At 40.2% G+C, this 24,939-nt stretch carries 20 protein-coding genes; 12 read left to right on the forward strand and 8 right to left on the reverse strand.

The window, feature by feature from the left end; translation table 11 throughout:
* Positions 1-48: 48 nt before the first annotated feature.
* The gene (locus tag AAEZ22_RS12295; RefSeq protein ID WP_352297384.1) at positions 49-417 is read left to right on the forward strand and encodes an MmcQ/YjbR family DNA-binding protein; all 369 of its coding nucleotides are present in this window, start codon (positions 49-51) and stop codon (positions 415-417) included.
* Between the two features lie 343 nt (positions 418-760).
* Here AAEZ22_RS12295 and fadJ read toward each other — a convergent pair whose 3' ends face one another.
* Together fadJ and fadI are read right to left on the reverse strand one after the other, a co-directional pair.
* Positions 761-2,950, reverse strand: coding sequence for a fatty acid oxidation complex subunit alpha FadJ (fadJ, locus tag AAEZ22_RS12300; RefSeq protein ID WP_306287349.1), 2,190 nt, complete (start codon positions 2,948-2,950; stop codon positions 761-763).
* Positions 2,950-4,260, reverse strand: coding sequence for an acetyl-CoA C-acyltransferase FadI (gene fadI / locus AAEZ22_RS12305; RefSeq protein ID WP_011327655.1), 1,311 nt, complete (start codon positions 4,258-4,260; stop codon positions 2,950-2,952). The genes fadJ and fadI overlap by 1 nt, the downstream gene beginning before the upstream one ends.
* Before the next feature lie 328 nt (positions 4,261-4,588).
* Here fadI and AAEZ22_RS12310 point away from each other — a divergent pair, with 328 nt between their 5' ends.
* From AAEZ22_RS12310 to AAEZ22_RS12350, 9 genes are all read left to right on the forward strand, one after another.
* Entirely contained in the window at positions 4,589-5,545 is a 957-nt protein-coding gene (locus AAEZ22_RS12310; RefSeq protein ID WP_089367942.1) for an AAA family ATPase, read from the forward strand.
* Between the two features lie 3 nt (positions 5,546-5,548).
* A complete protein-coding gene (locus AAEZ22_RS12315) occupies positions 5,549-6,493 on the forward strand; it encodes a DUF58 domain-containing protein (RefSeq protein WP_086998270.1) in 945 nt (314 codons plus the stop codon).
* 2 nt (positions 6,494-6,495) lie between these two features.
* Complete coding sequence (locus tag AAEZ22_RS12320) at positions 6,496-6,930, forward strand: DUF4381 domain-containing protein (RefSeq protein WP_011327652.1); 435 nt, start codon at positions 6,496-6,498, stop codon at positions 6,928-6,930.
* Entirely contained in the window at positions 6,923-7,909 is a 987-nt protein-coding gene (locus AAEZ22_RS12325) for a vWA domain-containing protein (RefSeq protein WP_352297387.1), read from the forward strand. Before AAEZ22_RS12320 ends, AAEZ22_RS12325 begins: the two co-directional genes overlap by 8 nt.
* Positions 7,909-9,786 carry a vWA domain-containing protein gene (locus AAEZ22_RS12330; RefSeq protein ID WP_341255357.1) on the forward strand — a complete coding sequence of 626 codons (1,878 nt, stop codon included), beginning with the start codon at positions 7,909-7,911 and terminating at the stop codon, positions 9,784-9,786. The genes AAEZ22_RS12325 and AAEZ22_RS12330 overlap by 1 nt, the downstream gene beginning before the upstream one ends.
* Positions 9,780-11,426, forward strand: coding sequence for a BatD family protein (locus AAEZ22_RS12335; protein ID WP_352297390.1), 1,647 nt, complete (start codon positions 9,780-9,782; stop codon positions 11,424-11,426). The genes AAEZ22_RS12330 and AAEZ22_RS12335 overlap by 7 nt, the downstream gene beginning before the upstream one ends.
* Before the next feature lie 101 nt (positions 11,427-11,527).
* The gene (locus AAEZ22_RS12340; protein WP_231613562.1) at positions 11,528-12,043 is read left to right on the forward strand and encodes a sigma-70 family RNA polymerase sigma factor; all 516 of its coding nucleotides are present in this window, start codon (positions 11,528-11,530) and stop codon (positions 12,041-12,043) included.
* Positions 12,043-12,798 (forward strand): DUF3379 domain-containing protein, encoded by a 756-nt coding sequence (locus AAEZ22_RS12345; RefSeq protein ID WP_011327647.1) that lies wholly within the window; start codon positions 12,043-12,045, stop codon positions 12,796-12,798. The genes AAEZ22_RS12340 and AAEZ22_RS12345 overlap by 1 nt, the downstream gene beginning before the upstream one ends.
* Before the next feature lie 160 nt (positions 12,799-12,958).
* Positions 12,959-13,810, forward strand: coding sequence for a Tim44 domain-containing protein (locus AAEZ22_RS12350; protein ID WP_352297392.1), 852 nt, complete (start codon positions 12,959-12,961; stop codon positions 13,808-13,810).
* A gap of 272 nt (positions 13,811-14,082) precedes the next feature.
* Here AAEZ22_RS12350 and AAEZ22_RS12355 read toward each other — a convergent pair whose 3' ends face one another.
* The 4 genes from AAEZ22_RS12355 to AAEZ22_RS12370 form a co-directional block, all read right to left on the reverse strand.
* Positions 14,083-15,276: an amino acid aminotransferase gene (locus tag AAEZ22_RS12355; protein ID WP_011327645.1), complete on the reverse strand. Its 1,194-nt coding sequence runs from the start codon at positions 15,274-15,276 to the stop codon at positions 14,083-14,085.
* A gap of 189 nt (positions 15,277-15,465) precedes the next feature.
* Entirely contained in the window at positions 15,466-16,125 is a 660-nt protein-coding gene (locus AAEZ22_RS12360) for a GAF domain-containing protein (RefSeq protein ID WP_309216964.1), read from the reverse strand.
* A 55-nt stretch (positions 16,126-16,180) separates the two neighbouring features.
* Positions 16,181-17,830: a SpoIIE family protein phosphatase gene (locus AAEZ22_RS12365; protein WP_352297395.1), complete on the reverse strand. Its 1,650-nt coding sequence runs from the start codon at positions 17,828-17,830 to the stop codon at positions 16,181-16,183.
* A 264-nt stretch (positions 17,831-18,094) separates the two neighbouring features.
* Complete coding sequence (locus AAEZ22_RS12370; protein WP_011327642.1) at positions 18,095-18,400, reverse strand: STAS domain-containing protein; 306 nt, start codon at positions 18,398-18,400, stop codon at positions 18,095-18,097.
* Between the two features lie 130 nt (positions 18,401-18,530).
* On the opposite strand from AAEZ22_RS12370, the gene AAEZ22_RS12375 reads away from it, so the two are divergent.
* On the forward strand, positions 18,531-18,860 hold the full coding sequence (locus tag AAEZ22_RS12375; RefSeq protein WP_011327641.1) for an SUI1 family translation initiation factor: 330 nt from the start codon (positions 18,531-18,533) through the stop codon (positions 18,858-18,860).
* Between the two features lie 15 nt (positions 18,861-18,875).
* Here AAEZ22_RS12375 and AAEZ22_RS12380 read toward each other — a convergent pair whose 3' ends face one another.
* Positions 18,876-21,884, reverse strand: a complete 3,009-nt coding sequence (locus AAEZ22_RS12380; protein WP_352297398.1) for a bifunctional diguanylate cyclase/phosphodiesterase — start codon at positions 21,882-21,884, stop codon at positions 18,876-18,878.
* A 439-nt stretch (positions 21,885-22,323) separates the two neighbouring features.
* Here AAEZ22_RS12380 and AAEZ22_RS12385 point away from each other — a divergent pair, with 439 nt between their 5' ends.
* Positions 22,324-23,484, forward strand: coding sequence for a chorismate mutase (locus AAEZ22_RS12385; protein ID WP_352297401.1), 1,161 nt, complete (start codon positions 22,324-22,326; stop codon positions 23,482-23,484).
* A gap of 55 nt (positions 23,485-23,539) precedes the next feature.
* On the opposite strand, the gene tyrA is transcribed toward AAEZ22_RS12385, so the two are convergent.
* The gene (gene tyrA, locus AAEZ22_RS12390; RefSeq protein ID WP_352297404.1) at positions 23,540-24,673 is read right to left on the reverse strand and encodes a bifunctional chorismate mutase/prephenate dehydrogenase; all 1,134 of its coding nucleotides are present in this window, start codon (positions 24,671-24,673) and stop codon (positions 23,540-23,542) included.
* Positions 24,674-24,939 lie beyond the last annotated feature (266 nt).

Raw genomic sequence — 24,939 nt, forward strand, 5'->3', positions numbered from 1 at the left:
GCTTTAGCATTTACTATGATGTGGCTACCAATGTGGGCTGATTGATATATGTACTACAAAGATCAACAGCCCCTAGTTAAAGTAACCCAACCTTTTTCTAAAGAAGTTGATGTTTACAAGGTAAACCATAAAATGTTTGCCACCCTTGCACTGGGTAATGATGATAATAACGACGCCAATGGCGAGCCTATTTGGTGGTTAAATTTAAAATGTGACCCCGACGAAGCACTAGCATTAAGAGATATGTTTACTGCAGTGATCCCTGGCTATCATATGAATAAACGCCTATGGAATACCATAATACTAGATGGCACAATCCCGCAAAATGAGATTAAGCGAATGATTGATAATTCATTTGATTTAGTGGTAGATAACATGCCTGAAAAAGATAAAAAAATTATCGCCGCCCATCTTTAAATACCCCATTTTATTTTAAATACGCTTGAAGTACTTCAAGCGTATTTATTACCAATATTTAGCCCCCCCTAAAGCTAAATTCAAACTTCCTGTTATATACCTCGATGCCAAAACACTTTTCAACACACAGCGTTTACCTTTAAATATCAGCAAGTACAAAAACCCACTTTCAAGCAGTAGACAATACTCTCTAAGGGTATGGTTTATTACTTATTCGAGTGATATTTAGTGAGTTTAATAATTTGAGTGGTTAGTAAACTTTTTAATAGGCTTTCGCTTAAATAATTTAGCCATAAAAAAACCGCATATAAAATGCGGTTTTTATTAGTAAATGCTAATTTACTTATTCTTTAGCACTTGGCGCTGCAGCATCGTCAGTGGCTTGCTCTGCAGGCTCTGACTCACCTGTTGGCTCTGTGCTTGGCTGAGCGGCATAAAACTTAGCACCTGACTCTGCCATTGCTACAAGGGTGTCGCAAGGGGTGAAAATTGCATTGCTACTGCCTAATGTAGACATATCTGAGCTTATCTTACTTGCGCCTAGTTTATCCATATAGCTAAATGGTCCGCCGAAGAACGGTGGAAAACCAATACCAAAAATAGCACCAATATCACCATCACGCGGGCTGGCAATAATGCCTTCGTCTAAACAACGAACCGCTTCATTTAGCATTTGTGCGATACAACGTTTGGCAATTTCGCTTTTATTTAAACGTGGAGCTGGGGTAACGTTTAGTAGTTCGTAAACTGACTCATCAACCTTTTTGCCTTTTTTATCGTACTCATAAAAGCCACGACCAGTTTTACGACCAAGGCGTTTTGACTCTATCATACGAGTAAATGCATCGGGTGCTTTAAAACGCTCGCCTAGCTCTTTTTCTAAAATTGGCGCAATTTTAGAACCAATATCAATACCCACTTCATCAAGTAATGCCAGTGGACCTACCGGAAAACCAAACTCAACTAAGGCTGCATCAATTTTTTCAATTGGCTCGCCTGCTAGCATTAAGTTAGCCGCTTCGTTTAAGTAAGGCGCTAAAATACGGTTTACATAAAAGCCGGCGGTATCTTTTACTACAATAGGTGTTTTACCTTGCTTGCGCGCAAAATTTACCACACGAGTAATGGTCTCTTTTGAGGTGCCTGCGTGTGGAATAATTTCTACCAGTGGCATTTTTTCTACTGGTGAAAAATAATGTAAACCAATCACGTTTTCAGGGCGCTGAGCTTGAGCTGCAATTTGCGAAATAGGTAATGACGAGGTATTGCTCGCAAAAATAGTATTTTCTTGGCATTCACGCTCTACATCAGCAACCATGCCTTGTTTAAGCTCAAGATCTTCAAATACCGCTTCAATTACTAAATCTATATTTTTAAAACCGCTGTAATCGGTAGCGCCTGTAATACGGCTCATTGTTAGCTGCATATCGGCTTTAGACATAATGCGGCGCTTTAAGCGCTTATCTAAAATTTTATAGGTGTAGCTCATTGCATTACTAATGCCCTGCTCTGCTACATCTTTAATACGTACCGGTACTTTAGCTTTAACGGCACTTACGTGCGCAATACCTGCGCCCATTAGTCCGCCACCTAACACTGCGGTTTTGTTAATTGCTGGTGCGTCGCCGTTGCGCCAGTCTTTTTTCATTTCTGTGGTTGCAAAAAATACACTGCGCAGCGCTTTTGATTCGTCGCTCATTACCAGCGTTGCAAAGCTTTCCGCTTCGGTTTTATACGCTTTTAGCTTATCGAGCTCTACGCTTGCACGTACTGCTTTAATAATTAAAAGTGGCGCAGGGTAATGTCCGCCCGTTTGTTTAATCACGTTTTCTTTTGCTTTTTTAAAGATAAAGTTACGACCAAACGGATTTGATTCTAGCAGCTTGCTCACGGTGTCGAGTTTTGGCTCTTTAGCTGGTGCTTTGCCTTTAGCGGCAAATTCTTTCGCTACTTTTAATAGCACGCTATGTGGTACGCAATCATCTAATACACCGGCTTTTTTAGCTTGCTTTGCACGAATTTGCTTACCAGTTAGCATCCACTCTAAGCCTTTTTGAATGCCAATTATTTTAGTTAAACGCTGAGTACCGCCACCGCCAGGTAATAAACCTAATTGCACTTCTGGCAAACCAATTATGGTAATACCACTGTCGGTGCCTACGCGATAATCACAGGCTAGTGCAAACTCTAATCCACCACCTAAAGCAGCGCCATGAATAGCACTAACCGTAGTGAAAGGTAGGTTTTCCATGTCAAAAAATGCATGGTGACATAACTCGCTAATAGCTAAAGCATCTTCACGCTTTTGCACACTATCAAGCATTTTAACGTCAGCGCCAGCAATAAAGTTATCACTTTTACCACTAATAAATACCATGCCTTTTACAGACTGCTGTTTAGCTTCGGCTAGTAAGGCTTTTAAATCATCGGCAAAACTACTGCGCAGGGTATTCATTTTTTCGCCCTGCACATCTATAGTTACTACGGCGATTTTATTTTCATCAACCGTTAAATTAAATACTGAATCTGACATTACGCACTCTCCAATACAAAAGCTGCACCTAAACCACCTGCAGCACAGGCTGTTGTTAATGCTAAACCGCCACCACGACGCTTAAGCTCGTATAAGCTTTGCGTAATTAAGCGAGCACCGGTTGCTGCAAATGGATGTCCATAAGCAAGCGATCCACCTAATACGTTAAACTTATCCATGTTAATTTCGCCAATCGCTTTGCTGCGACCTAAGTGCTCTTGCGCAAACTTATCTGAGGCAAACATTTTCATGTTAGCGAGTGTTTGCGATGCAAACGCTTCGTGCATTTCTATTAAGTCTAGGTCGGCAAGGGTAATACCCGCTCTATCTAGTGCGATAGGCGTGGCATGAGCTGGACCCATAAGCATATCTTTTTCAACACCAATGGCTGAAAACGCAAAACTGCGTACATAACCAAGGATTTCGTAACCCAGTGCTTTTGCTTTGCTTTCGCTCATCATTAATACCGCAGCTGCACCGTCGGTTAATGGGGTGGCGTTTGCTGCAGTTACTGTACCGTGTTGGCGGTCAAATACTGGCTTAAGCTTAGCGTAGCCTTCAACCGTTGAGTTTTTACGAATGTTGTTATCTTCTTCAATAAAGCTTTTATATGGCGGTAAGTGCGCCGTCATTACTTCATCTTTTAATTTTCCATCTGCCCATGCTTGGGTTGCTAATGAATGCGAGCGATGCGCTAATGCATCTTGATCTTCACGGCTAATGTTATGTGTTTTAGCCATTTGCTCAGCAGTTTGCCCCATTGAAAGGCCTGTTGAGTACTCTGCAACTGCAGGAGGCACTGGCAATAGATCTTTTAAGCGCAACTTTGAAAATATTTTTAAGCGCTGACCTAAGGTACGCGCTTTATTTAAATCAACTAAACTGCCAGCTAATTTTTTGCTCACGCCAATGGGTAGTACCGATGAAGAATCGGCGCCACCAGCAATACCTACAGTAACAGAGCCGGCCATAATAGACTCAGCAACGTTGGCAATAGCCTGAAAACTAGTAGCACAGGCACGTGATACTGAATACGCATCAACCGATACCGGCATGCCAGTACCTAATACAATTTCGCGTGCTATATTTGGTGCTTCTGGCATTTGTACTACCTGACCAAATACAAGTTGATCAATTTCTGACTTGTTGAAATTTAATCGCTCAAGCATTTCGTTAACCACAAGTTTACCCATATCAAGTGCAGGTACATGGTGGAACGCTGTTGCTTGCTTGGCAAAAGGTGTACGTAGGCCGCTAACTATGGCTATACGATCGCCTTTTGGTGTTTTAAGTATGTTTTGCTCAGACATTAATTATGCTCCCGCTGACAGGTCTGACCTGTTTGTTTTACTCGATTCTAAACAACCCGTGTACTAAAGCCAATAGATAAACTGAAATTTATCGATTAGTAGGCAAATAAAATTCTCTAAGACCTACTATATAAGTACTACAATAGGCTTTTTTAGACGCATTTACAAAGTTTTGTGATAGGCTAAAAGTCGTTAATAAATAACGAACTATTTTTAAAAATACAGTCTAACTCTTGAGTTATCCAATTTTAAACCTTATAACTAGGTCAGTATTTCGTACCCAAATAACTTTGGTATTATTCCAGCTGACGAGGACAGTCTATTTATTATGGCAGCTAACGCATTTTCACAATTAAAAACGTACTTAGATACACAAATTATTGGCCAGCCAGAGCTTACTCAAGCGCTACTTATTACCATTTTAGCTGACGGCCACTTATTAGTAGAAGGCCCTCCTGGCCTTGCAAAAACGCGCGCCGTAAACGCCTTAGCTAAAGGCATTGAAGGCTCGTTTCAGCGGGTGCAATTTACGCCCGACTTGCTCCCTGCCGATATTACTGGTACTGATATTTATCGTCAGCAAACCAGTGAGTTTGTATTTGAAAAAGGCCCACTGTTTCATAATCTTATTTTAGCTGATGAAATAAACCGTGCCCCAGCTAAAGTACAATCAGCTTTATTAGAAGCCATGGCAGAGCGCCAAGTAACGGTGGGTAAAAATACTTATCCGCTAAGTGACTTATTTTTAGTAATGGCCACACAAAACCCGCTGGAGCAAGAAGGCACTTACCCGCTACCTGAAGCGCAGCTTGACCGTTTTTTACTGCATTTGAGTATAGGTTACCCCGGCGCAGAGCACGAATTAGATATACTGCGTTTAACCCGAGGCGAAGCATTAAACGAGCAACCAGCGGTAATGCAAAAAATTAGTCAAAGCGATTTATTTGCCGCTCGTAAAGCTATTTTAGGCCTTTATTTAGCACCACCACTTGAGCAGTATTTAGTGCAGCTTATTATAGCTACCCGTGAAGGCGCTAAGTTAGATGCACAACTAGGTAGCTGGATTGAGTTTGGTGCCAGCCCACGTGCCACTATTGCTCTTGATAAATGTGCCCGTGCGCATGCTTGGTTGCAAGGCCGCGATTTTGTAGCGCCCGACGATATTCAGGCAGTAGTACATAATGTATTGCGCCATCGTATTATTTTAAGTTACGAAGCCCAAGCCGATGGCATTACTAAAGATCAGGTAATTAGCCGTATTGTTGAACTTGTAGCCGTACCGTAACTTATGCAAACACCATTAGATCCCCAAGCATGGCTTGCACAAAGCCATAGCCACGGTGTTAATTTAGCGCTTAAAGAGCTGATGTATTACAAAGCCAAAGCGCAATTGCTAGAGCTGGCTCCTAAAGTAAAAATTAAAAACACCTTAACCGGGCAATACCTTGCGCCGCATAAAGGCCGTGGTATGGAGTTTGCTGAAGTACGCCACTATCAACAAGGCGACGATATTCGCTCTATTGATTGGCGTGTAACTGCACGCACTGGCGAAACACACACTAAGCTTTTTCAAGAAGAGAAAGAGCGCCCGGTGTTTATTTTTACTGATTTTTCAAACTCGATGCTATTTGGCTCGCAGTTGTTATTAAAATCGGTGCAAGCCGCGCACATTAGCGCATTAGTTGCTTGGTCGGCCTGCCAACGTGGTGACCGTATTGGTGGCATTGTATTTAATCAGCACTCTCATTTAGAGCTCAAGCCCAGCGCCCGTGAAAAAGCGGTATTAAAGCTGTGTCATAATTTGTGTGATAGCCACCAGCAAGCCCTTAACGCAATTGACGAGCAAGCCACTAACAACTTTAGCGATAACTTAAAGCGCCTTAACCATTTGGCTAAACCCGGTAGTTTAGTGTATTTAATTTCTGACTTTAATGCCCTAGACGACGCCAGCTTTAAACAGCTCGAAATACTAAGCCGTCACTGCGAGCTAATTGGTTGCCACATAAGCGATCCATTTGAGCATCAGTTACCGGCATTTAAACAAGCCGTTACAGTAAGCGCCAATGGCCAAGACTTTGCCCTACCACTTATGGATAGTAGTTTTAGAGCGCGCTTTGCTAAAAATGCCGAACAGGCATTTAGCACACGCTTTAATCGCTTAACTAAATCGGGTCTTAATTTAATATCATTCAATGCAGCCACACCGCTTGAGCTGCAATTAGTGAGAAAATAACCATGCAAACGTCTCCACTTGATGGCCTACACGACATAATAGCGCCAAGCCAAGTAAATTGGTGGCCACTTGCCCCTGCTTGGTGGGTTATTATTGCCGTTTTGTTATTGCTGCTAAGCGCCGCAATTTATATGGCTTATAAGCGTTATAAATTTAAACAACCAAAACGCTTCGCGGTTAATTTAAGCCAACAGCACACTGATCCTCAGCAATTACATATTATTTTAAAACGCTTAGTCATTGCCTATTACGATAAACGCCTTGCTACGCAATCTACCAAGCAGTGGTGTAATACGCTTAATACACTAACCGGATTAAGTTTTAGTGAACAAGAAATTCTCAGTGTTTATAATCTTGAGCAAAACAATAGCGCGCTAGAAAATAAGTTTCGCCAAGCAATTAAGCAATTTAAGTTAAAGGAAGTGGTTAATGTTTGAATTTAGCTGGCCATGGCTGTTTATATTACTCCCCCTGCCTTTATTACTATTATTACTAAAACCGGCTGTAAACAATGCGCACACTCGACTGCGGATCCCAAGCTTTGCCAAACATAACTTAACCAGCCAAAGCGTTGAAGCTCATGCACGGCGCTTAACTCCGTTCGAGTGGGTTATATGGCTATTACTGGTAATAGCTGCGACAAACCCTACTTGGTTAGATGATCCTATTTCAATGCCAAACGAAGGCCGCGATATAATGCTGGCGGTTGATTTATCAGGCTCTATGACCGAGCAAGACATGGCTTACAATGGCCAATATGTTGACCGCTTAACTATGGTTAAAGCGGTATTAACTGATTTTATAGAGCAGCGCCAAGGCGACAGGCTCGGCCTTATTTTATTTGGCGACACCGCCTTTTTACAAACCCCCCTTACGCGTGATGTAAAAACCGTAAGTAAAATGCTTTCTGAGGCACAAATTGGTTTAGTTGGCCGCGCCACTGCCATTGGCGATGCTTTAGGGTTGTCGGTAAAACGTTTTGCAAACAAAGATAAAAGCAATCGTATTGTGGTGCTGCTAACCGACGGGCAAAACACTGCAGGTAATTTAAAACCCGAAGAAGCCCTACTGCTTGCCCGCGATGCTGGTATAAAAGTGTATACCATTGGCGTTGGCTCAGATAATCCTCGTGGGTTTAGTTTATTTAATATGGGCGGTATGAGCGGCGACACAATAGATGAAGGGTTATTAAAACGCATAGCCGAGCAAACTGGCGGCTTGTACTTTAGAGCTAAAGATGTAGCCGGTTTACAGCAAATTTATGCCGAACTAGACAAATTAGAGCCCATTAGTGTAGATGAGCAAACCTTTCGCCCGCAAAGCTCATTATTTTACTTGCCGTTATTAATCGCTATTTTATTAATTAGCTTAAAAGTAATGTTAACAACCCTGCGCGCAATAAAGGAGCCTAACTAATGGATTTTGAATTTATTCGCCCTGCTATTTTGTGGTTACTCATACCCGCAGTTGGGTTGTTTTTTGTTGCCTTAATTAAGCGCAAAAAAGCCACCAATGAGCAGCTAATTGCACCGCATTTAGCACAGTTTATTATGAGCGACGCAAGCACTAAAACTAACCAGCCACTTTGGTTACTAGCGCTATTTTGCAGCTTAGGGATTATATTTAGTGCCGGCCCCAGCTTTGAAGAAAAGCAAGTACCTGTGTTTCAAAGCAAAAACGCTCGCGTTATTGTTATGGACATGTCGTACTCTATGTACAGCACAGATATTTTACCAAATAGATTAATGCAGGCGCGTTTTAAAGCCCTCGATATGATTGATTTATTTAAAGAAGGCGACACAGCGCTAGTAGCCTATGCAGGCAGTGCTTATACCATTTCACCGCTAACCAACGACGCCACTACACTTGAAAACCTAATACCTAGCTTAAGCCCAGAAATAATGCCCGACAAAGGCTCTAATGTTTTAGCTGGCCTTGATATAGCAAAAGAGCTATTAGGACAAGCCGGTTACCTAGATGGCGATATTATTTTAATAACCGACGGCATTGATCAGCAAGAGCAAAGTGAGGTGAGCACCTTTACTAAAAACACCCAATACCGATTAAATATTTACGGTGTAGGCACCGCCCAAGGTGCGCCAATTAAACTACCCGAAGGCGGATTTTTAAAAGACCACTACGGGCAAATTGTAGTGCCGACTATTAATACCAGCCAGCTAAAAAGTTTAGCTACAAACAGCGGCGGTAAATTTGCTAGTTATCAGCCAAGTAGCGCCGACATTGCTGTTTTTGCACCTAGCGCTAATGGTGAGTTGTTAAAAGATGAAAAACAAAATCATGCGCTTTGGCGTATAGACGCCGGTATTTATGGCTTATTACTGCTACTACCTTTAAGCCTTTATTTATTTAGACGTGCGGCTTTGCTGAGTGTGTTTTTAGTGTTTAGCTTTTTACCACAGCAAAATGCCTATGCCGTAGAGCTGCCCACAGTTTTAAAAAACACCGATCAGCGGGCGCTTGATGCTTATAACAATAAAGATTATGAGCAAGCAATAACAGCCCAATCGAGCCAATTAAAAGGCGCTGCGCTTTATCAGCAAGGGAACTTTGAGGCCGCGGTTAATCAATTTAGTGATGATAAATCGGCAACCGGTTTTTATAACTTTGGTAACGCACTTGCTAAAGCGGGCAAGCTAGAGGAAGCAATTAATGCTTATCAACAAGCTCAAGCATTACACCCTAACTTTACACAAGCCGCAGACAACCAAGCACTGGTTGAGCAATTACTGAATCAGCAGCAAGAGCAACAAAACCAAGACGGCGGCGAATCACAAGACGGGCAAAAAAGTGATGAGCAAAACCAACAGCAAAATTCTGATGAAGCCAAGCAAGATCAGCAACAAAATGATGAGCAAGGCGAAGCGCAAAGCGACAGTGAAAAAAACAGTGACGATAAATCGGATAAAGACTCTGAGCAAGCACAAGAGCAAGCTGATCAACAAAATAAACCTGACATGCAAGCTGAGCCGCAAAACGAGCAAAGTGAAAATCAACCAGCCGAACAGCCAAATGATAACGCTGAGCAACAAAGTGAGCCACAGGCTGCAAACGAACCTGCGCCCGACGAGCAACAACAAACTGCCGAGCAACAAGCGCAAGCAGTACAAGCCAGTGAGCTGACTAACGAAGAAAAAGAACAAGCACAGCAGCTTAATCAGTTACTGCGAAAAGTGCCCGACGATCCCGCTATTTTATTACGGAACAAAATGCAATTAGAAGCCCAAAAAAGACAATATCAACGTCGCCCCACAGGAGTAGAAAAGTCATGGTAATGCGATTATTTTGCTGTTTATTGCTATTAAGTGCGATGCCATTGATGGCTGCCACCAAACTCGAAGCCAGTGTAAATAAAAACCCGGTGTTAGCGGGTGAGTTTTTTATTCTTAATATTACAGTAGACGACACAATTAAAGATGAACAACCCGATACCTCAATGCTGTTAAAAAGCTTTGTGGTTGGCCCTACTAGCTTAAGTACTCGCACCAATATTATAAATGGCAGTATGAACAAGCAAACTACCTGGTCGGTTAAACTAATGACCCGCCGTGAAGGTGAATACACTATACCGTCGTTTACTGTTGCAGGGCTTAGCTCGCAGCCTATTACTTTAAAAGTAGCCAAGCGCGCAGCTGATGCCGATAAAAATAACGATATATTTTTAAAAACATCGCTCTCAAGTAAATCTTTGTTTGTACAAGAAGCCGGTGTTTATACGCTTAAACTTTATTTAGCCAAAGAGCTACTCGACGGCAGTTTAGGCACGCCTAGCATGGAAAATGCACAACTTAGCCAACTAGGTAAACAAACGGAAGATTATGAACTCGTTGACGGTAAACGTTACTTAGTAATTACCCGAGAGTATTTAATTCAGCCGCAAAAAAGTGGTGACTACACTATTGCCGGCCCAGCTTTTCAAGGCCGTGTGCAACAAAATTACCGCCAGTTAGAAGTATCGGCACTTGGCAATGATCAGCAAATAGAAATAAAGCCGATTCCAAGTAATTACAATGGCGCTTGGCTGCCTAGTGAGTTAGTAAGCTTAGATGAGCAATGGCAACCAGAGGATAATACTGTTGAGGTAGGCACTCCTATCACACGCACAATTACCTTAACGGCACTTGGTGTAACCAAAGAGCAACTCCCCGAAATATCAATGCCCGACATTACAGGGATCCGTAGCTACCCAGATCAAAAAGAAAATAACAATGCGGTGCGTAATGGCCGTGTAGTATCGCAGCAAATTGCCTCTTATGCTTTGTTACCACAAACACCCGGCACTTATACGCTGCCCGAAATAAAACTGCCTTGGTACAACACTAAAATAAATCGTATTAGCTTTGCCACTTTACCAGAGCGCACTATTACTGTGATCCCTAGTAGCAATGCTGCTAATCCTGTGGTTATAAATGATTCGCAAAATACCAATAACCAAGCAGCAGGACAAAATAGTATAGATGCAACTAATCCGCTGCAAGTACAAAGCTCAACACCATTATGGTTAATAATTGTTGCTGTACTGGGCTATTTATTATGGATTGTGACTGCAATTTTTTATTGGTTAAGCCGTTCTACTCATAATGCGCATGTAGCAACTACAACTGACAAAACACACGCGCTGCCTAGTTTGAAAAACTTATTACATGCAGCAAATAAAAACGATGCAAAAATGTTTTATAGCGCATTAAATATATATGCAAAAACAGTAACTAAGCAAAATATGGGTGCTATTGATACTTTATGCCGTGCTATTAATGATGCAGAACTAACTAATAATGTGATGCAGTTACAAACACAATTATACAGTAATAAAAAAACAACCAGCGATCTTACAGCTATAGTTAAATTACTTAAAAAGTATCAGGCTCAAACATTAAAGTCGCAACAAGCTGTATTAAAAGACCTTTACCATTAAATTTTAATGCGTATAGGCCTTTTATTACATTAAATAATATTTAACTAAAAAAAGAACTTATGTTTGGAAATAAAAAATCGAATAATCAGGTCTTAATTGATATGGCACAAAAGCAAAAGCGCTACGAAGCCTTGGTTCATGTTTACCATAAAGAGCTTTACCGCTTTGCCTATTGGTTATGCCGTGATCCACACATTGCCGATGACTTAGTACAAGAAACATTTTTGCGTGCCTGGCGCTCGCTCGACTCTTTACTGGATCAAAAAGCAGCAAAGTCGTGGTTACTTACGATTTTACGTCGCGAAAACGCGCGACGATTTGAGCGCAAACAATTTGATTATAGCGATATAGAAGATGAATTATTGGTTGATGAAAGCAGCCACTCTTTAGACGATGAAATGGAGCAAACTGTTATTCAGCGCCAAATTGCACTCTTGCCTGATGAATACAAAGAGCCGTTATTACTGCAAGTAGTAATGGGCTGCTCAGGCGAAGAAATTGCAAATATACTCGATTTAAATAAAAACACGGTAATGACACGTCTATACCGTGCTAGAAACCAACTTAAAGAGGCTTTAAGCCGTGATGATGAGCAACTTAAAGGGGCATCAAAATAATGGATGAGCTTGAGTTTCGTCGCCGCACTATTGCGCAGCCAAACGATATTGACAATGAGCTTACCGAGTTTGCTAAAGACAACTCAGAGCGACAACGGTTTATTAACGACATGAAAGATTTCGATAAATATTTACAAAGTGCAGCTAATGACGTTCCGGTACCTGAAAACCTAGCCGAGCGAATTCTTTTAAACACCTCTTTAAAAGAAAAAGCACAGCAACAAGCGCAAATACCGGCTAATAAAAACGTTATTGCATCGCGATCGCGCTTTAAGTTTGACCGAGTACATTTAGCCCTAGCCGCTTCGTTTGTTGTTACTATAAGTGCATTCTTTTTTAGTTCTGAGCAAAATACCTATGGCGCAGGTGAGCATGCTTTAGCCCACGTTTATCACGAAATAAATTCTCTCGATAAAACACAAGCAATTAGCCTGCAAAGCGTGAATGAAAAGCTCGCCTTACTTGGCGGACAATTAAGTGAGCTACCCGGTAAAATTACTTACGCTATGTTTTGTGACTTTAAAGGGGAGAAAGGCATACATTTAGTGTTTGAATCTGACTTTGGCCCTATGACGGTATTTATTGTGCCGACTAAAAATAAAGTGTTTGAAATGGGCTCTGATGACTTTCATGATGACAGATTTGAAGGCCATATTAATAGAGGCCAACAAGCCGATACCGTATTAATTGCCAGCTTAGGTGCGCCGGTGAATATGTATAATGAACGTGTTTCTGGCGCTATTCGCTGGCTGTAACCTTGTAGCTTCTCGCATCGCTTAGACCAGCTAAGCGGTGCGCTTAATATTTAATAATTTCACTCCTGCCCCTTAAATATTACCAACCAGCCAACTGATTTTTAAAGTAAATAATATTTCTATAGGTATAATCGACACTTTATTTTATTTAAGGATTTTCATGAAGAATTTTGTCGTTATTTTATCTTTGTTGGCCTTGCTAATGACTGCAAGCTTTGATGCACAAGCACGTAAAAAGTTTGGTAGTAGCAAACGTGGTAAAACTCCAGCTACGCAACAAACCGCACAAAAGCAACAAACAGATACCAAGGCAGTTGCGCCTGCGGCAAAGCCAGCATCTAATAAAAAAGGCATTATGGCGGGTGTATTTGGTGGACTGCTTGCTGGTGGCTTAATTGCTGCTATGTTAGGTGGTGATTTTGAAGGATTTCAGCTGTTAGAGATGATTTTACTTGCGGGTGCAGCCTTTATAATATTTAAACTTGTTCGTGGCTTTATGCGCGCAAGGCAGTCGCCTCAACTGGCCAGTGCTGGCATGTCACAAAATGCATTTAAACAAGCACCCATTGAGCATGAACAAACAACAAGTACAGGATTTGCTAATAATACTGCGCACAGCGACGATGTGCCTTTTAACTTACCCCCTGGCTTTGATACTAACGGCTTTTTACAAGGTGCTCGTGAGCATTACCACACACTACAAAATGCGTGGAACGAAGCTGATTATCACACTATGGCTGAGTATTTAAGCCCTGAATTAGTGGCCGAATTTAAAGCAGAGCGCGAAGCAATTACAAGCGTAGCTACTGAAGTGATGTTTATAGATGCAGAATTAGTACGCGCAGATACGCTGACTGACAAGTGGCAAGTAAGCGTACGCTTTAAAGGTAAGTATCGCGATTTAGCAGATAAACAAGAACAACCTATTTTAGAAATTTGGCATTTAGAGCGTTTAACGCTTACTGATGCACCTTGGCTGATTGTTGGCGTTGAAGATTTAATAGACGCATAGGCTCTAAATACGAGGCAAAAATAAACCGCACTAACCTAAGGTTGTGCGGTTTTTTAGTTAAATAATTTAACTAACCTGAGCTCCGGATAATAAACTTATCTTAAGCAGCTGTTTTCAGCGCTAACTGCGTTGAATTTACTTGCAATAGGCCAGCTATTGACGCGTAAATTCGCCTTGTTTTCACTGAAAACCTCTGGCTAGAGAAAATAAAATTAAATATAACGATGATTCAATATGTTAGTAAATCTCTTAACCAGAGTTCAGGTTAACTATTATGATTTACATACGTCGGCAACTGCATTTGCAAAGTATTCAATATTTGCATCACTCACGCCCGCTACGTTTACACGACTTGAGCCAACAATATAAATGCCGTACTCTTTTTGTAGGCGAGTAATTTGCTCTTTATTAATTCCTAAGAAAGAAAACATACCGTGCTGACGCTCAATAAACGAGAAGTCTTGCGCTATGTCTTTAGTCGCTAGTGTTTCTTTAATTTGTGTACGTAAACCATTTATACGGCTACGCATTTCATCAAGCTCTTGATGCCACATTTGCGTAAGCTCAGTGCTGCTTAAAATTGTATTTACAATGTCGGCACCATGCGCTGGCGGCATTGAATAAATACTACGTACAACACTAAGTAATACTGAGTTTGAAATATCAGCAGTTGCGCTGTCTTTTGCAATTAGTGAACACGCACCAATACGTTCGCGGTAAAGACCAAAGTTTTTAGAACATGAAGAACAAATAATTAACTCTTCAACTGCGTCAGCTAAAATACGCAAGCCACGTGCATCTTCTTCTAGTGAAGAGCCAAAACCTTGGTATGCAATATCAACAAGCGGCGTAAAGCCCACTTCTTTTGCAAGCTCAGCAACTACCTTCCACTGTGCTTCGTTTAAATCCATACCACTTGGGTTATGGCAACACGCATGTAGTAAAACCACATCGCCTTTAGGCACTTGCTTAAGCGTGTTGATCATCTCATCAAATAGTAAATCTTTATTTTCGTAATCGTAATAAGGGTATTCTTTTACTGTTAAGCCCGCTGCTTCAAATAAGCTAATATGATTAGCCCATGTTGGCGTAGTTACCCACACTGTTGCTTTTGGATTACAACGCATAATAAATTCAGCAGCAACACGTAATGCCCCAGTACCACCTGGCGCTTGCGCCGTACGTACACGGTTAGCTAGTAATGTTTTGTGCTCACCTAATAGTAAGCTTTCCATTTTTTGACAGTAATCTAAATTACCCGCTAAACCAATATAAGATTTGCTGGTTTCATTTTCTAAACGAAACGCTTCTGCTTTTTTTACCGCTTTAAGTACCGGTGTATTGCCTAGCTCATCTTTATAGACACCCACACCTAAATCAATTTTATTAGGGTTAGTATCTTGCTTATAGGCCGCCATAAGGCCAAGAATAGGATCTGTGGGTAATGGTTTTAATACTGAGAACATTGACTATCTCTTATCATTATTTAGGGGGTTGGTGTGAGCTTAAGCTTATCATAAAAACACGCTAGGTTGACTAGTGTTATTGGTACAAAAAAGTGAGGAATTTTAATACAGCATGCCATTAATACAGTTAATACCTTGTGCATGCAAAAAATCATTATTAAAAACCTCAACATAGTCTATTTTTGTTATTTAAACTAAAAATTGAGGAATTTTAATACAGCATGCAATTAGGACTGCGAGTACTTTTTCATCAAAAAAATCATTATGAAACGCCTCAGCATCAATAATTCCTACGCATTCACCACTCCTATTAAATAAAGGTAAGCACACCTCAGACTTAACCTTTGGGTCGCAAGTATAATACTCCCCTCCTTGGCTTAAGTATTGCTCAACATTATTAATAATACGGCCCGTTTTAGAGAGCGCAACTTGCACGTTGTTACTGCCCGCGGCAAAATCGGCTGTAAGCGGAAAAAGTGGCCTACTTGGCGCGCCATGATAAGCTAACTTTAAAAGCTGTTTACCCTGTGCAGTATCGTGAGTTTGATAAATACCATACCAATCAACCCCAGTTTGCTGCTGTATGTAGTTTACAATAGCCTGTAAGTTAGCAAACTTAGTGTGCGTTTGCTCATTGTTAGTTACGTAAGTAGTTAACTTAAACGGTTCATCTTGCAGATAACCAAATAAACTACATGCTCCGCCCTCACCTAGCTGTGGAATTTGATACTGCCAGCGAACTTCAGGCAAGCTAATGCTTACAAGTGCTTGCTCAAGCGCTGTTAGCTCTGCTGAAATTAAACGGGTGTCAGCACTGAGTTGTGCTTGTTGTAAATAGGAATTAATCATTTGGCCATCCATACTTCTATAATGTGCAAATATTAGCATGGATTTTTTTACAGTGCTAGCTCAACTTATAACACATTTCAACTTGGTTCCCGCTGCTGTTATAAGTCACTCTCTGTGCTATTTCGTCAAGCAGTGACAGCCCGCGGCCAAACTCAGCTGCGTCATTAAACAGGGTATCTTGCTGGTGAGTGTACCCGCAGCCGCTGTCGCAAATAATAAAGTATAAGCTCAAACTATCAGGGCAGTAACTTACCTCTATAGAGAGTTTTGCATTACTAAGTTCTGCAAGTTTTTTTGCGCGCAATTCATAATATTTAAAAAAGCCATCATCTTGAGTTTTTAATTGTGAGTCTAATTTAAGTACACCATGATCAAGCGCATTATTGTATGCCTCCGATAGGAGTAAAAATATATTCGCGCTATGTGCTTTTAAACCACTAATACTGCTGAGCATATTTACTAAATCATAAACCGGATCGGTGTTTTTTATTTGCTTCGAATCTAAACTCAATGACATATTAAACGCTAATTTAGAAAATGCCTCTCTGGGTTCCGGCTTTACACTTAGTGGTAAACAATTGAGTAACACTATGCTTATATCGTCTTGTTGTTTAGTACCATCAGCAAACTGACTTACGCTATTAACGATGTTTTCGCTGCTGATCATCGGGTTCATTTTTAAGGTTTCGATAAAGCGTTGTTCACTAAAAAAAACACCTTGTTTATTCGTTGTTTCAATTATGCCATCGGTTGCAAGTACAAGCCGTGTTTGCTCATTTACTTCAAAGTGAATAACCTCATGTTCAAACTCTTGATTGTTTAATATACCCAATGCCATATGTTGCGATTCGAGCGTTTTTTTAAGGTTACCTTGCTTATCTATTAAGTAAGTATCGGGAAGTCCGCCTAGCCATGCCGATATACTTTTACCAGATACACTTAGCTCTATAATAGTTGCAGCGCAAAACATATGTCCGGGCAGTAAATTGTATAATAATAAGTTTAATTCGCGGGCAATGTCGTGTAACGCCATACCTTTTTTAACCATAGTGTAAAACACACGCGATGCTGGTAAAGCGCCTATTGCCGCCGCTAAACCATGACCGGTAAAATCACCTAACATGCAATATAAATTACCTATAGGACTTTGCGCGACTAAAAACATATCGCCGTTAAACATGGTGGCAGGCGATAAATTAAAATCGAGGTGGGTTTTAAATTGATCTTGATTTTCGAGGGAGTTATTAAAAATATGCTCAATAATTTCATACTCTCGCTCACGCTGATTTTGATGCTCCTCAAGTAATATTTTTTGCTGGTTAGCCTTTTTACTTAATTCACGGGTCCTGCAGTGGGCTTTAATTTTGGCGTGTAAAATTACTTTTTCGAACGGCTTTTGAATAAAGTCATCACCGCCAACCGCTAAACAACGCTCAAAGCTGGCGTGATCATCCAGTGCCGTAATAAAAATAATAGGTAAATGAATATCGTTAAAGCGTTGTTTTATTATTTTTGCCGTTTCAAAGCCATCCATAATAGGCATTACTACATCAAGTAGCACAATATCAATTGGGGTTTGCGCGAGTATCTTTAGAGCGGCAACACCATTATACGCCAAAGAAACTGTATAGCCTTCTTGTGTTAATAGCCTTTGCAGTAATATTCGGTTAAGGGCTTGATCATCAACAACTAAAATATGCATCATAGGGCCTGTTTATCTTTCGAGGTTAAATTTGCAGCAGTATGTTTGGTATTTAGGCAAAGCAGAGCCTATGTAGTGTGGTTATTCCCCATAAATAGGCGATAACGCAGCATAAATGCCAAACATGCGCTGCCCTTTGGGTTCTTTCTAGGGACGATTAACTCTTTGTTGTTCGGTTTTTACTTAGCCCACTAGGTTACAAACCTCGCGCCGCGATTTAATCGCCCCTAGATTGAACAAATTTTAATCCTGAAAGGTCAACAGGCCCTAGTTAATATCAAACTTCTTATCAAACCGAGATATTTGTAATATTTTTTTTAATTGTGGTTGGCAGTTGCTGATCTCAAATTTATTGACCTGTGTATCTATGCTTTTTTGCATATTTAGCAGCATACCTAATGCTGAGCTGTCCATGTAATCGGTTTCCCTTAGGTCGATAATTACTTTAGTAATGCTTTTGTCTATTTGCGCATACGCTTGGCGAAAAGATTGCACTAAATTAAAGTCAAATTTACCCTTTATATGTATTGTTAACGTAGCTGCATCGGCCGATATACTTTTAGTTAAACTCATATTATGTCCTATTAATATTCTTTGAATCAAATATAACTGTTTAAAACTAATTAGCAAAAATAAAAACATCAATACACAAATTTGCTATTATTTACGCCATTGTTTGATTCAATTTTTGTATAGGGTAATGATGAGCGATAGTCACTTAGTATATTCAACACAAACGGGGCGAATAGAGCAACCAAAACCAGAGAAAGAAGTTGCAGGTAAACTATTTAAAGACGGGTTTGTGCGTATTGAGCGCCAAACAAAAGGACGCAAAGGCAAAGGCGTTATGCTGGTAGTTGGAGTCGATCCTAAAGAGCATGATTTAAAAAAATTAGCTAAAACACTTAAAAGTAAAATGGGCCAAGGCGGCGCAGTAAAAGACGGTCTTATTGAAGTACAAGGTGATGATCGCGATAAACTAAAAGCTATTTTAGAAAGCTTAACCTTTAAAGTAAAAATTGCGGGTGGTTAAACCCGCAATTTAATTTTATTTTTCGTCCTTCGCCATTTGCTCCAATCGTTCAAAAAGCATGGGTAAATCGCGCTCTGCAATTGGCGGGCTAAAGTAATACCCTTGCACTATAAAGCAATTGTTATTTTTCAAAAACTCTACTTGCTCAACGGTTTCTACCCCTTCGGCAACCACATCGAGTTTTAGCTTTTGCGCCATGGCTATAATTGCCGCTGTTATTGCCATATCATTATTATCATCTGGAATATCTTTTATAAATGAGCGATCAATTTTAAGAATATCCACCGGAAAACGTTTCAAGTAACTTAATGAAGAGTAACCAGTACCAAAGTCATCTATAGAAATAGAAACCCCGAGTCCCTTTAATTCATGTAGTTGTGCTATAGCAGCTTCTACATTGCCCATCAGCATACTTTCGGTTAATTCTAAATGTAGGCTTTTAGCCGACACCTGTGTACTGGCTATTATTTTTTTCAGTGTAGGTAATAAGCTGGCATCTTTAAACTGTCTGGCCGATAAGTTAATCGCAATATTACTCGCTCTACCTTGGCGCTCTAACTTAACTGCAAAATTACATGCTTGGTGTAATACCCACTCTCCCAGTTCAACAATTAAACCGGTAGCTTCTGCAATAGGTATAAATTTAGTGGGTGCAATCGCCCCTTCTGTTGGATGAAACCAGCGTAACAATGCTTCGTAACCCACTATAAGCTGAGTGCGGCTATCAATCTGCGGCTGATAATAAACCGTGAGTTGTTTATCTTTTATAGCTTGGCGTAGCTCGTTTTCAATAAACAAGCGTTCATTTGCAGCAGTATTGAGCTCTTGGCTATAAAAATGAAAGGTGTTACGCCCTTTTGCTTTTGCTTCATACATGGCTAAGTCGGCATGCTTTAACAGTTGGTCTTCTTCTTGGCTGTCGTATGGGGCCATAGTAATGCCTATACTGGCACTAATAATAACTTCGTTACTGCCAAGTTGAATAGGCTCATTAAGGGTTTTTTGAATCGTATTTGCCACTTGAGTTGCATGCTCTTGATGCTCAATGCCACTGAGTAATATAGCAAACTCATCACCGCCTAAACGCGCAATAGTATCCTCGGCTCTTAGGCGTTGCTTTAATCTATTTGCAACTTCAACGAGTAATTGATCGCCTGCATTATGGCCTAAGGTATCGTTAATACGTTTAAATTCATCTAAATCAAAATAAAACAATGCAAAGGCATAATGCCCGCGTTCAGCGAGCGCCATCGATTTACGCAGCTGCATTCTAAAAAATGTTCGATTAGCAAGTCCTGTTAAAGTATCAAAATAAGCAAGCTGTTCCATTTTACGCTGGCTTTCTTTAACAAACGAAATATCCTGCGCAGAGGCTACGTAACTGGTAATTGTTCCGTCATCTTCGCGAATAGGTGAAATACTTAAAGAAACCCAAATAGGCGCTTTATTATTGCTTTCAATTAAGGTGTCGCCACGCCAACAATTACGACTGCGTAAATCAACATCTATATCATCAATTAATATAGCCATTTCGCTTGCAATAATGCTTAATAAAGGCGCTCGATTAAAATGTTCCTCTGAAAAGCTGGTCATTTCAAGCATTTTAGGGTTTACGTATTCAATGACAAAGTTTTTATCGGTGATCACCACACCAGTACCAGAAAACGCCACGGCTTTGGATAGTCGCCTGGCTGCTTTTTCTGCAATTTCTTTTTCAATAATACGCTGGTTAAGCCCATCTATTAGCTTTCTAATTTCAATGGTCATGTCTTTAAATGAGCCGTTGAGAGTGCCTATTTCATCTTTGTTTTCTTTTGGAAATTCTATTTGTAACTGGCCTTGACCAAAGTTTGTAACGGCATAAACCAAAGAATGTATACGCCTAAGTACTAACTGATAAAGTGCTTGATGTAAGAGTAAGGCGACTAAAATGGCATAGAGTATAAATAGCCCAAAAAACTTCATCTTTAAATCTGCTAATGCTGAGAATGTTGAAGAACGTTTTTTATATACCCCTACATACCAATCTAAGCCATCTATTTTATGAATATTAATAATATGCGCTTCATTATTTAATTTGAATGAGTCGGCATATTCAGACCGTTGCATTTTAATCGCATCATCTACAATTACTTGTAATGTGGGATCAATAAAGTCCTCAGGGAGTAGTTTTTTACCTGCTTTACCATATTGTGCATAACTTGATTGGGTTAAATTGGGGTGCGCTAATAACTGCCCTTGGCTGTCAAATACCACTAACTGTTTTTCTTTCCCGCCAATTGGCAATTGCGATATTAATGTTTTTAGCGCGATGTCACTGCCAGTAACACCTAAAAACTCACCCTCTTTATAAATAGGAACCGTTAAGCTAATAGCCCATTTATGCCATATAGTATCGTAATAAACTTTAGACCAAACAGGCCTATGTTGAGGATTAGTAAGCGCCTTAGCGTAATTAAAGCGCGTACTTTGTGTAAATGTATAATTAGCTGGCGCATTTAAAGCCTCGTTAGGCGGCGCTATGCGAATAAAGTTATCTTTAGTAATAAGGTAAAAATTAAAAAAATCTTGAGTTAGTGGTGGCGATATAATTTTCCAGAGCGTTTCAGAGTCTGATATTAATTGTTTATAAAAAGGTGTATAGCTAGTTTGTGGGATAAATGCAGCCGAAAGCCCATCAGTAGAGGCACTGCGTATCGTACCGTCATTATTTAATTGCAGTGTATTTACTTTATTACTTATTAACGATGACTGATCACTAAATAGCTGCTCACCCACAACTATATTTGCTTGCTGAGCAACTTTAATTTTAGTGTTTAGTAAGTTTTTGAATTGTTTTATAAGTAATTCGTTAGATTCTTTTAATACTTCATGCTCTTCAAAAACCAGTTGTTTTTCTTCAGATTTGAGCATTAACGCGGCCGCACACACTCCAGCAATTAAACATATTGCAGAAATCAACAATGACAACTTGACGCTAAGTGAGTTTATCCCGAAACGAGATGGGGGGCGTCGATACACCACAGGCTAACCTTTTTATTATTAATAATTATTATTATTTGAACCAGTAATTGAAATATACCAGATCCAAGATCATATTTATAAATTATTTGTAAACTATATAAAAAAAACAAAGGGAACAAGACAAATTTATGCAACAATCACGGCCTATTACAAGTAAATCCAACACAGTTAACCTTGAAAATAGCCACTAGTGATAGATTTATTTTTCAGAGCTTAAGTTATTTAACAAAAGCGCTGTTGACATTAACAGTAACTCTCCATACATTATCAGCATGAACATTACTTACGCAGTTACTTTTTTTTCGTTTTTTAGCTTCTTTATATAGAAGAGGCTGAACTGTTTGTGAGATAAAATCAATCGAATAGCAAAGCCTCCCAACCGGGAGGCTTTTTTGTTTTTGCTGTATGAACAGCATACTTTTGGAATGAGGAAAGCCAAATGAGCAATGATGTACTAAATACACTTCGACACGATATAAATGAGATAGATTCTGATTTACTGGTTTTACTAGCCAAACGACGTCGTATTAGCCATGGTGTGGTGGAATATAAAATAGCGAACAATAAACCGATTCGTGATGAAGCCCGTGAATTAGCACTTCTAGAAAAGCTGATAGGTTATGCGAAATCGTTAGGGTTAGACGCCTATTACGTAAATAATGTTTTTCAAACTATTTTAGAAGACTCTGTATTGCATCAACAAGCTATGCTGCAAAAAAACCTTAACCCAGATGCGTTAAGCGAAACCCATCGTGTTACGTATTTAGGTGGGCAAGGCTCATACAGCCAGTTGGCCTGTCATAAATACTTTAGCCGTCGCCCAGGTAAGTTAGTTGAAATAGGCTGTAGCTCGTTTGACGAAATTACCGGTAAAGTAGAAAACGGCCAAGCCGATTTTGGTTTGCTGCCTATTGAAAACACCAGTTCAGGCAGTATCAACGAAGTATTTGATTTACTACAACATGCACAAGTGTCTATTGTTGGTGAAGTAACGCACAGTGTTGAACATTGTTTACTTGCCAACCCAGATACTGAGCTTAGCCAACTTACAAAAATATTTGCTCACCCGCAACCGTTTGCTCAATGTAGCCGCTTTTTACAAGGCCTTGGTGAGCTGCAACACGAAACCTGCGACTCAACTTCAAGTGCCCTGCAATCAGCACTAAATACGCCAAATAGTGCCGCTATTGGCTCTGCCCAAGCAGGTAAAAATGTAGGCCTAGAAGTGATTAAATCTAACTTAGCAAACCAAAGCGAAAACCACAGCCGCTTTATTGTTGTAGCGCGTAAGCCATTACAGGTATCAAAGCAAATACCCACTAAAACCAGTTTAATTATGGCCACTAAACAGCAGGCTGGTTCACTTGCCGATGCATTAATGATTTTTAAACAACATAAAATTAATTTGGTTAAGTTAGAGTCTCGCCCTATGCCGGGTAACCCATGGGAAGAAGTATTTTACGTCGACTTAGAAGCGAACCTTGCCGACAGCCAAGTAAAAAATGCATTAGAGGAGCTAAAAGAATACACTCAGTATGTACGTATTTTAGGCTGCTATCAAAGCGAAACGCTCCAAGCTGTGAGTGTAAATACGCAATAACGCGCAGCTTATAATGTAAAAAGGGCTTAATTAAGCCCTTTTTTGTTTTTCTGTTTTAATCTAGCACTTTTGCGTCATTCGCTTTATTTAACAGGCTGCGACTTTGGGTTAAAAAGTGCGCTGTCGAATCTGAAAAATAAGCTTTTGCATCAGCAAAGGCATCAATAAGCGCGGGCTTATCTCCTGCTTTTAACTTTTTAAGTGTGTCTGCAAAAGTCTGTTGATACTGCGCCAGTAAGCTCTCTACGTTATCAAATTGCGCTAACATAATATCTGAATATAACTCTGGCGATTGCGCAAATAAGCGCCCAACCATCATTAACTCTAATTGATAGATAGGTGATGAACAGCTACGTAACTCCGCTAATGTATGGCTTTGTTTTGCTAAAAACTGCCCATATACAAAGGTGGTTAAATGGCGCATTACCTGAATTATTTGCATTGCTTCGTCATGTTTTTTCGCATCAAGTTCAACTAGCTGGCAACCCCACACTTGCAACTGTGCTAACAAGCCCTGTGCAACATCGTGGTCACGCCCTTCACACACCACCACTGTTTGCTTAACCCAGTGCGAAATATCTGGGCCAAACATAGGATGCAGCCCTACAACTGGGCCGCTATGCGCTGCTTTTAGTGCTTTAATTGGCGCTTGCTTAACCGATGTTATATCTACCAATAAACAGCCTTCATCTAACTTAGGTAGTTCAGCAACTACAGTTTCTAACGCATTAATAGGTACACTTAATAGTACTAATTTAGCGCCTTTTAAAATTGCTGCAGCGTTTGCTTTATCTTGCTTATCAAGGGTTTTCACTTCGTAACCAGAGCGCTGAAATTGCTTAGCAAATAATTGCCCCATAGCACCTTGCCCACCCACAATAACAATGGGTGATAAATGCGGTGCAGCACATGCAAGTTTAGCTTGCTGATTCTGATACGCTTCGCGCATCATACGCCTAAGAATATCTTCAACTAACTCTGGGCTTACTCCCTGATTAATTGCTTCTTGGCGCCTTGCAGCTAATAAATCAGCTTCACGATCGGGTGCATGAAGTGGCGCACCAGTTTGCTGCTTTATTGCGCCAATTTTTTGAGTAAGCGAATTACGCCTTGCCAGCAGTGCCACCAACTGTGTATCACACTCATCAATACCCACTCTTAACTGGGCTAAATCATTTATATCCGCCACTTGCATACCACCTTAAAAAGCAAAAACGCCAACTTAAGTTTACATTAAAGTAAACTAATCAATACGATAAATACTAACAGGATCAATAGCCTGATAAAAGACTAAATAAGTAAAAGGTTAAATTGAAAAACAATACTTTGAGAAGCAACGAATACCTTTAAAGTAAATATTAATTATTTACCCTAAAAGCCGCAGTCAATAAAAGTAAATTAGCAAGCTAAAAAGCCTGCATTTGTTGCATAGTAGAGTTATCACGTTTATTCTTA

Origin of the sequence: Pseudoalteromonas sp. 20-MNA-CIBAN-0454, from assembly GCF_040308685.1 — a bacterium.
GTDB lineage: Bacteria > Pseudomonadota > Gammaproteobacteria > Enterobacterales > Alteromonadaceae > Pseudoalteromonas > Pseudoalteromonas nigrifaciens.